A 1,794-nucleotide genomic window follows, 5' to 3' on the forward strand; every position below is an offset into this window, starting at 1 on the left:
AGGAGCTGCCGAAGGCAGGGAGGATAACTGGGGTGAAGTCGTAACAAGGTAGCCGTATCGGAAGGTGCGGCTGGATCACCTCCTTTCTAAGGAAAAAGTAGGGGTTGTGAGTACTGTTTAGTACTAAATTAAAAAGGTGCTAAAAACATAACTTAGCGGTGTCGATGCGTCTAGGGGACACACCCGTTTCCATTCCGAACACGATGGTTAAGACCTGGTCGGCCGATGGTACTATACTGGAGACGGTATGGGAGAGTAGGTGGATGCCGCTTTAAATTTTTGTAATAAAATATGACTCAAACACATAGGAGGGGCTTATGGGTGAGCAATTTGGAAATTTGGTAAGACAATATCCATGGCATATAGTTTGTCTCGTTTCACTACTCTTTATTGTAGTACAGGGATTGTTGATATTTCTTGCTAAAAAGAATAATTGGTCATTGAGAGTAAGACCTATCCAAATACTTATGTTTGTTGTATTGTTTATATGTTCATTATATATGATAATAACAGGACAGAGTACAATGTAAAATTTAGGGCTTATAGCTCAGCCGGTTAGAGCGCACGCCTGATAAGCGTGAGGTCGGTGGTTCGAGTCCACTTAAGCCCATGCATTGTTTTCTTAGCGAAGACGAGCGAAAGCGAAGTCTGAGGTTAGAAAACAAGCACACCTTGCATAGCGAAGCGGAGCAATGGTGTTACCATAAGTAGAGACTACATCAGATATTCCTTTGGAGAGGATGAAAGATGTTGAAGTTCGAATCTTTAAGTCTCATTTGCAGAGAAGTTCTCTGCATGATGTACCTTGAAAACTGCATACCAAACGAGAAATTATATAAATATTTTATAATTAGACATCCGAGGTATCAATTACTTTAAAGTGATTGATATTTAATAACAAAAATAAATTTTTAAACATAGTGTATGATACACGCTAGTGTCATACATAAACACTAAATCTAAATGATTTAAGAGGTTAAACATAAAGAGCGTAGGGTGGATGCCTAGGCACTGACAGCCGAAGAAAGACGTGACAAGCTGCGAAAAGCTGCGGGGAGAAGCACATATTCAATGATCCGCAGATGTCTGAATGGGGAAACCCACTTGGAAGAACTCCAAGTATCTGTACGCCAATACATAACGTACAGAAGGGAACCCGGTGAACTGAAACATCTAAGTAGCCGGAGGAAAAGAAAACAACAGTGATTGCGAAAGTAGCGGCGAGCGAAATCGTAAGAGCCCAAACCGTGGTGCGTGCACTGCGGGGTAGAGGACTGCAATACGAGTAATATATATTACCTGAACCGTTTTGGAAAAGCGGGCCAAAGAGCGTGAGAGCCGTGTAAGGGAAAATGTATCGAATCCAGCAGTATCCGGAGTACCACGAGACACGAGAAACCTTGTGGGAAGCAGGGGGGACCACCCCCCAAGGCTAAATACTAGTCAGTGACCGATAGCGTATAGTACTGTGAAGGAAAGGTGAAAAGAACCCCGGGAGGGGAGTGAAAAAGAACCTGAAACCCTATGTTTACAAACTGTGGAACACCGAAAGGTGAACCGCGTACTTTTTGTAGAACGGTCCGGCGAGTTACATGTACAGGCGAGGTTAAGTATTAAAGATACGGAGCCGAAGGGAAACCAAGTCTTAATAGGGCGGTAGTAGTCAGTATGTGTAGACCCGAAACCGGGTGATCTATCCATGTCCAGGTTGAAGTTCGCGTAAAAGTGAATGGAGGACCGAACGCACATCCGTTGAAAAGGGTGGCGATGAGGTGTGGATAGGGGAGAAATTCC

At 43.5% G+C, this 1,794-nt stretch carries 1 protein-coding gene, 1 tRNA gene and 3 rRNA genes; all 5 read left to right on the forward strand.

The features are described 5' to 3' along the window. Positions 1-86, forward strand: a 16S ribosomal RNA gene (locus tag SBH76_RS13370); the annotation flags it as partial. 68 nt (positions 87-154) lie between these two features. Beyond that, a 5S ribosomal RNA gene (gene rrf, locus SBH76_RS13375) occupies positions 155-272 on the forward strand. Positions 273-317: 45 nt separating this feature from the next. Next, the gene (locus tag SBH76_RS13380) at positions 318-530 is read left to right on the forward strand and encodes a hypothetical protein (protein ID WP_317978161.1); all 213 of its coding nucleotides are present in this window, start codon (positions 318-320) and stop codon (positions 528-530) included. Between the two features lie 6 nt (positions 531-536). Next, a tRNA-Ile gene (locus SBH76_RS13385) sits at positions 537-610 on the forward strand. A 363-nt stretch (positions 611-973) separates the two neighbouring features. Then, positions 974-1,794 (forward strand): 23S ribosomal RNA (locus SBH76_RS13390); the annotation flags it as partial.

This window comes from Lachnoanaerobaculum sanguinis (assembly GCF_033242365.1).
In the GTDB taxonomy this organism is placed as follows: Bacteria; Bacillota; Clostridia; order Lachnospirales; family Lachnospiraceae; genus Lachnoanaerobaculum; species Lachnoanaerobaculum sanguinis.

Excerpts from the sequence above, each read along its gene's own strand:
- SBH76_RS13380 (WP_317978161.1), top strand. The coding sequence starts at position 318 with ATGGGTGAGCAATTTGGAAATTTGGTAAGACAATATCCATGGCATATA.